The organism is Candidatus Scalindua japonica, assembly GCF_002443295.1.
GTDB classification, from domain to species: domain Bacteria; phylum Planctomycetota; class Brocadiia; order Brocadiales; family Scalinduaceae; genus Scalindua; species Scalindua japonica.
Genome location: NZ_BAOS01000023.1, coordinates 1 through 9151, shown reverse-complemented (window position 1 = coordinate 9151; position 9151 = coordinate 1). Strand labels below are relative to the sequence as shown.

General features: G+C 38.7%; 10 protein-coding genes. 3 read left to right on the top strand and 7 right to left on the bottom strand.

Features of this window, described 5'->3' with window-relative positions; translation table 11 throughout:
* The 7 genes from SCALIN_RS22795 to SCALIN_RS12905 form a co-directional block, all read right to left on the bottom strand.
* Nucleotides 1-221, bottom strand: a 221-nt coding sequence (locus SCALIN_RS22795) for a hypothetical protein (protein ID WP_203415482.1), incomplete at its 3' end; no start/stop codon positions are given.
* Between the two features lie 492 nt (nt 222-713).
* Entirely contained in the window at nt 714-1556 is an 843-nt protein-coding gene (locus SCALIN_RS12930; RefSeq protein ID WP_478210003.1) for an RHS repeat-associated core domain-containing protein, read from the bottom strand.
* Between the two features lie 48 nt (nt 1557-1604).
* Nucleotides 1605-1793: a hypothetical protein gene (locus SCALIN_RS12925; protein WP_096894896.1), complete on the bottom strand. Its 189-nt coding sequence runs from the start codon at nt 1791-1793 to the stop codon at nt 1605-1607.
* Between the two features lie 60 nt (nt 1794-1853).
* Nucleotides 1854-2729 (bottom strand): helix-turn-helix domain-containing protein, encoded by an 876-nt coding sequence (locus tag SCALIN_RS12920; protein WP_096894895.1) that lies wholly within the window; start codon nt 2727-2729, stop codon nt 1854-1856.
* A gap of 579 nt (nt 2730-3308) precedes the next feature.
* Nucleotides 3309-3626: a prepilin peptidase gene (locus tag SCALIN_RS24065; RefSeq protein WP_420885435.1), complete on the bottom strand. Its 318-nt coding sequence runs from the start codon at nt 3624-3626 to the stop codon at nt 3309-3311.
* Nucleotides 3626-5371: an RHS repeat domain-containing protein gene (locus SCALIN_RS12910; RefSeq protein WP_478210004.1), complete on the bottom strand. Its 1746-nt coding sequence runs from the start codon at nt 5369-5371 to the stop codon at nt 3626-3628. The genes SCALIN_RS24065 and SCALIN_RS12910 overlap by 1 nt, the downstream gene beginning before the upstream one ends.
* A gap of 40 nt (nt 5372-5411) precedes the next feature.
* The gene (locus tag SCALIN_RS12905; RefSeq protein WP_096894892.1) at nt 5412-6404 is read right to left on the bottom strand and encodes a transposase; all 993 of its coding nucleotides are present in this window, start codon (nt 6402-6404) and stop codon (nt 5412-5414) included.
* 862 nt (nt 6405-7266) lie between these two features.
* On the opposite strand from SCALIN_RS12905, the gene SCALIN_RS12900 reads away from it, so the two are divergent.
* The 3 genes from SCALIN_RS12900 to SCALIN_RS12890 form a co-directional block, all read left to right on the top strand.
* Entirely contained in the window at nt 7267-7884 is a 618-nt protein-coding gene (locus tag SCALIN_RS12900) for a hypothetical protein (RefSeq protein WP_096894891.1), read from the top strand.
* Nucleotides 7885-7964: 80 nt separating this feature from the next.
* On the top strand, nt 7965-8432 hold the full coding sequence (locus tag SCALIN_RS12895; RefSeq protein ID WP_096894890.1) for a PKD domain-containing protein: 468 nt from the start codon (nt 7965-7967) through the stop codon (nt 8430-8432).
* A gap of 287 nt (nt 8433-8719) precedes the next feature.
* Nucleotides 8720-9151 (top strand): hypothetical protein (locus SCALIN_RS12890; protein WP_133111890.1); only part of this gene is annotated, 432 nt, incomplete at its 3' end.

Below are 9151 nucleotides of genomic sequence, written 5' to 3'. Positions count from 1 at the left end.
GACATTTCTATAGCACCAAAAATTAATCCAACAACAATAAAAACAAAGAACAAGTAACAGGTGCTAAAACATATTCTATTATTTTGAATAAAAGATATTTTCTTCATAGCAAATATACCAAAGACAGCATACCCAATCATAGGTAGCACAATAATCCTAGTGATTTTACTTCCATATTTCTTTTGAAGATCAAATTTTCCAATTAACTCGTTCTTGTTCATTGCTCTTATCAAGTTGTAATATAATTTCAAAAACCTAACCGGATTCTACCGAGTAAAAGTAACTTTAATTTTTCCTTGCTTTATAAAAAGCAATAAAAATCCAAAAAAACTAAATAAAAAAACAAATGCATAATAAGAAAGCAATTTTTTTAAGATGTTTTCGCTAATTAAATACTCATGCGAGAAAAATTTAATTATTTCAAATGGCAAAAGGATGCCAATGACTATAAAAAATATCGGTATTGAAAGTTGAAATAGAAAACTAAATAATTTAATCAAATTACTTCGTTTTTTCTTTTTAATAAAATATTTTTGAAATTTTTCCACATATATTAATATAAAGAAATAACTTTTCAAAAAACCCATTATAATTGCAAAAATAATTATCAAAATAAGCATAAACATTTTTTTATTAAACTTGATAACTTTCTTTAGTAAGATATATAAATTTTGCAACCACTGGTAGTCTACTGAACAATTGCATTAATTCCATTACTTATTGAAATGCAACTGTTCACGGTATCTATTAACGGGTTGAGTAGCCCAAGTTAGCCCAGCATTAACAATACCTGATAATCCCCCTGATAAGATTGCTGCATCGCCTACTGCCACATCACCGTTCTTGACAAGAGACTTACCAAGACCTCCACCAAAAGCTCCTGCAATTCCACTTGAAACAACTGAACCATATTTTATTTTAATACAAGGGTTTGCAAATGTTTGTTGTAAAGCATCTGTTCCCGCTGATATGGCAGCGTGAGCAGCAGCATGAACATAAATTGAAGCACCAAATGTAAATCCTGCTGTAACACCAGTAAGCGCACCAAATACAACACCTTTCCATATACTTCCTCCATTAAAGATTGCATTCGTTGCTCCAACAGCAGCGCCTATTGCAGCGCCAATACCGCCAGTCGCAAAATTAAAAATAATCCTGCCATCTGGATCTACAAAATTAACTGGATCGCTAAATACATACCCATACAGATTCGTATCACCACCCGCAAAGAGTATCGGGTCTTTGGCTGTCCATCTTCCTGTTTCCGGGTCGTAGTCTCTTGCACCAAATCTGACAAGCCCGGTGTCCTGATCATAGATCCCACCGGCAAAACCGAATGGCTGGAAGCCGGGGTTTGTATCTGACAGGATGATACCAAATTCATCGTATTCAATCAATTGTACAATTTGACCGGTTGTCGTGTCGGCTATTATCCTCGGGCTGCCGAGATGGTCTGAGATTATTCGGTATGTATTGCCTCCTTTTATCATGTAGTCCGGCACATTATATCTGCTGCCGTATACAAACCGGGAAACAACGTTCCCCGCATTATCCAATTCCGCTATTGGCGATGGGGGTCACATCTTTGATGTTTGATATTAGTTTTAATTGTTAAAATCTATCACATCAGATTCTAATTGCCTGACCAGTTTCTTAAAGGTTTTGTCTGTTTTTAACCGATCCTTAACCCTTCTACTTCCCAAACTCACTGCCGAAGGCCTGATACCTCCAAAGTGTTCACCTATTTCATAACACGTACTTCTAGCATACTTTCTCGACAGATATATCGCCATATCCCGGCCTTCATTTCCTTTACGCGATGGGGGTCACATCTTTGATGTTTGATATTAGTTTTAATTGTTAAAATCTATCACATCAGATTCTAATTGCCTGACCAGTTTCTTAAAGGTTTTGTCTGTTTTTAACCGATCCTTAACCCTTCTACTTCCCAAACTCACTGCCGAAGGCCTGATACCTCCAAAGTGCTCACCTATTTCATCACACGTGCTTCTAGCATACTTTCTCGACAAATATATCGCCAAATCCCGGCCTTCATTTCCTTTACGTCCCTTTACGCACATCTCCTCCTTTGAAACATCATACGCTTCGCATACAACTTTGCAAATTTCATTAATTCCTGGACCTGGCCGCGCATAAATCATACGTGAAATCTCAGCATCACTCTTCTCAGACTTTCTGTTTCTCAATTTCTCCCTCATTCGTTTTACAAACTGTGCTGTTCCTAATATTGCCCCAAAACTCATTTCTTTTAAAGGATTTCCCTCGTCTCCCATTATTACAAAGCGCCGGTATTCCTTTCTCTGCTCCTTCTCAGACACACCAAACATTTCAAGTGTTTGTTTCACATCAAGCCACTTCGGACATTGTCGTATTCCTAGATAATCCCGATAACTAGACCATCTATACTCCTCGGGCCTCCTCACTATACCCGCACGTACAGGATTCATGTGTATGTAACGTGATAAAACATGCAAATGTTCATCTGCTTCTACGAGCACACTCTTAAACCTGCCCTGAAACAGATGTCCAACTCTCTTGTACTCCTTATTTACATAACCGGCATAAACATGATTCAACCATTGCAAGGGCCTACTCAATTCACCACCTGGAGTTTCCAACTCCAGATGATAGTGATTTGTCATCAGACAATATCCATGGAATATTATTCCCCACTTCTCATGCAGGTCTCCCAGCTTTTCTAAAAACACCTTTCTTCGTAATCCTTAAAAAATATATTCTGTCTCCCAACACCTCTGGTCGTAATATGATAAAAAGCACCGGGATATTCTATGCGTAAGGGCCTTGCCATAATTAACAGACACATTCCTAAAACTTAAATTTTAATAATAAAAAAATTAATCTTATCTAAATTTATACATACGTCAATATCAAATTTCAAAGATGTGACCCCTATTCGTACTTTATTTTCATTTAGTTAATGGTCATATATGAAATTAATCGTATGCTTATCATCGACTCTTTTTGAAGTTACACGGAAGTTGTTGTCGTATACACTGCTTATCTTGGCACTCACACTACCAGACAATGTTGAATCAAGGGAAAGGATTTGTCGTAAGTAAATGTCAGGATACCTCCATTCAGAACCTTGATTGATATTATGCTGCCTGTTGTCTCATCATAAGTATATGTTGTTTGGCCTCTGGGGATTATTATTTTATAAAAGTTCAGGCCAGTGTCGGATGAAATATTCGGCGAAACAGCACTCCAAATCAAGGCTTGATAATATTATTTGAAATATTTTTACTGCATTTTTTTGAAGATTTATCCTATTTCTCTCGTTTATTCCTTCTTTTTTCTACATTAAAGAAAAGCTTCTTTCCAAGAAAAAATGGAAGGTGCACAAAAAGGACCACAATCCCTACTCCAAATATTCCAATATTTATTAGGAATACACTGTCTATGATATTGCACAAAATAATTGCAGCCAATAGAGAAAGGACTATTAGCAATATTGTGTTGAAATTAAAACTAACCTTCTTGTTACAATGCCTACATGACTTACGAAGCCAAAAAGACGATGGGATTAAAAGCTCCCAGAACCTAATCACATCTTCTTTACAATGTGGACATTCTAGATATCTCATTAATTTGAAATTGTCCATGTACGTGTCTCTTGTCCAAAAAGTCCAAGTCCTATTCCTTTGTTCAAAAACCCAAAGGAGAAGCCAGTGATAGAATGACCACCTCCATCAAGAGTCAATTCGAAGGAAAAAGGACCAACCAATAATCCTGCTGAAGAACCACATTCAGATAGATCTTCTACATCACCAAAATTTATTCCAGCCAAAGCACCTCCGCCAGCTGCAGCCCCAACTATTCTACCCGTCCCTACAGTAAAAAAATTACCATTGCTAATCCCTCCACTTCTATTTGAACCGTAAAATTCTGTTACAGTTCCTGAAAAAAATGTAATCGAATCTTGATCTCCAGGGTTTACTTTATAGCCAACTCCTGCAGCTACACCTCCACCGAAATACAGCACTAATAACCCATTAGGATCAACAAAATTAACCGGATTATTTTGTACGTACCCATACAGATTCGTATCACCACCCGCAAAGAGTATCGGGTCTTTGGCTGTCCATCTTCCTATTTCCGGGTCGTAGTCTCTTGCACCAAATCTGACAAGCTCGGTGTCCTGATCATAGATCCCACCGGCAAAACCGAATGGCTGGAAACCGGGGTTTGTATCTGACAGGATGATACCAAATTCATTGTATTCAATCAATTGTACAATTTGACCGGTTTTCGTATCAGTTATTATCCTCGGGCTGCCGAGATGGTCTGAGATTATTCGGTATGTATTGCCTCCTTTTATCATGTAGTCCGGCACATTATATCTGCTGCCGTATACAAACCTGGAAACTACGTTCCCCGCATTATCCAATTCCGCTATTGGATTGAGCCGGTCTTTGTATAGAAACCCCTGTACCAATGCTCCATCAACCTTCTTCCCTGTCCTGCAACCCACTCCGTCAATAACATACTCTATCACGGCTGCATCCGGCAGTGTTACCGCCATAAGGTTGCCGAGAACATCATACTGATAGGTAGTAGTTGAATTTGTGGTTGTATCTATCCTTGATGTTAACTCTCCATTGTCTGTAAATGTGTATGTATAGTCTCCATAGCTTATAAGGCGGTCCTGATTGTCATAGGTGCCATTAATTTCCAAACCCGGTCTTGTCGCACTAAGCCTATTTCCATTGGCATCATACTGGTAGAGCGATACTACTGCACCATCTTTCTTAACCTCCTTCAGACGGTCTGTAAGCCCGTATACGTAATCATAGATGTGCGTCACTCCCTCTACTGTCTCAACTTTTTGCGTTATCCTTCCAAGTTTATCTCTGGTATAGGATGCCGAGTAGAAATCGATGCCTTCAAAGGCGGCGGTATAGCCGGAAGGCTCTCCAAAGATGTTGTAATCTCTGGTCGCGGTTATATTGTCTATACCAGTGTTTGTAATAAGACCATTAAGTGCTTCATGTGCAATGGAGAGATTACCCGCGCTGGTAATAAGACCGTCATTGTCGTATATAAAATTAATCGTATGTGCATCATTGACACTCCTTGAGGTTATGCGGAAGTTGTTGTCGTATACACGGCTTACTTTACCATTTATATTACCCGACCATGTTGAATCAAGGGAAAGGAAGCCGTCGTAAGTAAATGCAAGGACATCGCCATCCGGGGCCTTGATTGAGCTTATGCTGCCTGTTGTTTCATCATATGTATATGTTGTCTGACCTCTGGGGATTATCATTTTTTCTAACCGTCCTCCATTGTCATAGATGTAACTGACGGTCTTATTATCCGGTCTTGTTATAAGGCGATGGGGGTCACATCTTTGATGTTTGATATTAGTTTTAATTGTTAAAATCTATCACATCAGATTCTAATTGCCTGACCAGTTTCTTAAAGGTTTTGTCTGTTTTTAACCGATCCTTAACCCTTCTACTTCCCAAACTCACTGCCGAAGGCCTGATACCTCCAAAGTGCTCACCTATTTCATCACACGTGCTTCTAGCATACTTTCTCGACAAATATATCGCCAAATCCCGGCCTTCATTTCCTTTACGTCCCTTTACGCACATCTCCTCCTTTGAAACATCATACGCTTCGCATACAACTTTGCAAATTTCATTAATTCCTGGACCTGGCCGCGCATAAATCATACCTGAAATCTCAGCATCACTCTTCTCAGACTTTCTGTTTCTCAATTTCTCCCTCATTCGTTTTACAAACTGTGCTGTTCCTAATATTGCCCCAAAACTCATTTCTTTTAAAGGATTTCCCTCGTCTCCCATTATTACAAAGCGCCGGTATTCCTTTCTCTGCTCCTTCTCAGACACACCAAACATTTCAAGTGTTTGTTTCACATCAAGCCACTTCGGACATTGTCGTATTCCAAGATAATCCCGATAACTAGACCATCTATACTCCTCGGGCCTCCTCACAATACCCGCACGTACAGGATTCATGTGTATGTAACGTGATAAAACATGCAAATGTTCATCTGCTTCTACGAGCACACTCTTAAACCTTCCCTGAAACAGATGTCCCGTTCTCTTATACTCCTTATTTACACAACCGGCATAAACATGATTCAACCATTGCAAGGGCCTACTCAATTCACCACCTGGAGTTTCCAACTCCAGATGATAGTGATTTGTCATCCGACAATATCCATGGAATATTATTCCCCACTTCTCATGCAGGTCTCCCAGCTTTTCTAAAAACACCTTTCTATCGTAATCCTTAAAAAATATATTCTGTCTCCCAACACCTCTGGTAGTAATATGATAAAAAGCACCGGGATATTCTATGCGTAAGGGCCTTGCCATAATTAACAGACACATTACTAAAACTTAAATTTTAATAATAAAAAATTAATCTTATCTAAATTTATACATACGTAAATATCAAATTTCAAAGATGTGACCCCTATTCGAAGTCAGGATGTGTGAGGTTTGACTGCAAATTGACTGCAATGCCATGGGGAGAGGGAGCGGTTTGTATGTTTAAGCCTCGTATATAATTATATGAGACACACACGCACACAGGTGATTTTTGGGCTTGCTCCTGCATGTAAAGTGTTACATTATGTTTCCCTATAGTGGTGAATGACAGGTATCAGCAAGTCACACACATCATCAAAACACCCCAAAACCATTGACAGCATTTATAAAAGTCTTGTTTGTTATCATTCTTCTTAAACACCTTCCACATATCAAGTGTAATCAGGTGGTAAATCTGAAATGTCGCACCGTTTTGTCTTTAACAGTCTAAATTCCCCGCACTACCACGAATATGTATATTGCAACCATGAAATAACGTTAGAAAGCTAACCTTTGCTGTAGGTATTCAGGCATCTGATAACATTATATTACAAAGCAAGTTACACAAAATACGATTATGTATTTCAGTGACAAGTGGTAGAATGCTAACGATTGATAGTCTTATATGCTTTTAACGTTTTCGTATAAGTCTTTAAATATTAGAGAATTAGATAATATATTGTATAATTATTATAAGCGGCTCAACTTTTGCGGTTATTCAGTTGAGAAAAAGTATATACAGCAAAGATCAGGAGAAAGAAAATCGAGAAAGAGGCTCCAAACCAACCACTAAGATTTATTAATTCCAAACAGAAGAAAGGGGGGAAGGCCATGCGCGTTCCATATGCAACAGGACTATTAGTTATAATTACGACTCTCATATATGACCACCACGACCCATGGAGATTTCGTAACAATAGACGGAAAAGATTGGCGCCAATTAACGGAAACCGTGAACATATCTTACAACCAAATGGCAACTAAATATAACACAAGTACCGGACAATTGCTCTTGACAAATACCGACAATCTTATTAACGGCGTGGACTTCACTGGCTGGACATGGGCATCAATGTCTGAAACGGCATCAATGTTACAAACATTATTGGGCATCCCGGTCAATGTCCCAGCTGATTTCGGACAAGGAAATTCGACATGGGCCCCGGCGTACTTCGACCAGTTCGACCAGACATCAGGCCCGAATGCATTTTCACGAGATGCGTATGGTATAACCAGAACAATAGGTTCTGGAGGTGCCGCACAATATACATTCATACGGGATAAATTCGGGACCTTTGGATTCGACAGTATTGACCGCATACGTACTGACCAAGAATGGGCTGTGGGGAGTACACATCCGGTAATAGGTATGAATCTCTACCGACAGACAGCATCTGTTCCAGAACCCTCTCTTAAATTATTTCTAGGATTCAGCCTCGTTGGTATGATTGGTGTAGGAACAGTGCGAAAGATTAAACAGAAGACAGTTAATAATAGCTAAGTAATTATTTAACAAGTAGTGAGATGTTTTCAACTCACGTTATTTAATAGATAGGACAAGAACTGGAAGGGGAAGGAAATATGATAGAAAAATTTAAAGGAATAAGCATAATAGTAGGGATAATATCAGTCCTATTCGTTAGAGAGGCGACAGCAAACCTAATAGCAGACTTCACGACTAATCCTGTAACTGCAATCGTAAATGAGCAAGTTGAATTTGACGCAAGTGTATCGTTTGACGATGACCCATTTCGCAATATTGTACAATATGAATGGGATTTTGATGCAGATGGACAATTCGATTTTATCGGAATCGATCCATTAGCATTTTTCACTTATACCATGGTAGGTGACTTCGATACAATTCTACTCGTCACGAACGACGGTAACCCCGCTGAAACAAGCATGGCGGTACATTCTATCCACGTATCCGCTCAATCAGTCCCCGAACCCTCCCTTGGTCTTCTTCTAGGATTAACTCTAGTAGGCTTAGTCGGTGTAGGTGGAGTGCGAAAGATTAAACAGAAGGAAGCAGTAGCTAATACATAGATACTTATTTACCAATATTGCTTCATTATACAAACGCCTATATCCTACATAAACTGTAGAATGTAGGTGTTTTTTTATACAGTCATTCGCAAGCATGTTAGTCAACCCTCCTATCCCTGACCGCACCCACTTCAACCAATGCCTCACGTATTCTTCAATGCGACCAAGACCCACCCCCTGCTCATAACTCTTACGTTGAGACTGATCTTGATCAGGATCTATCCAGCTTCGAGAATGGATATTGGTTTAAGTACATAACCGATGATAGTACCATTGCAAAACTAGAAGTGTTAGAAAAAGAAGAAAGAATATTGCAAGCAGGGATACAAATTAGATATTCAAAAAACCTATCCTCTTCAAACTTTAATGAGCATTACAAGAAGATAATAAAGGTTGCTGAAAGTTATTACGGAGTAGGTAAACGAACACAAGAAGAGTATTATAATATAGAAGTCCTTGAGTATTGTGATAATAAAACAAAATTCTATATATCTAAATCAAATGTAAATGCTACATATCCAGTAGATCTTCTTACTTTTAGAGCTGGAAATAGTCAATTTTGGAGGAGGGATAAAGCTATAAATAGTGTAATAGCGCACGTTCTAGACCAAAATAGAGGTTATTACATTGATGATTGGGAAATAGATGTGGATATTGCAAGGGATGATGTTGAGGGCTTTGTTACACCAGAGGGAGAACTTTTTGTGATCATTACTTAT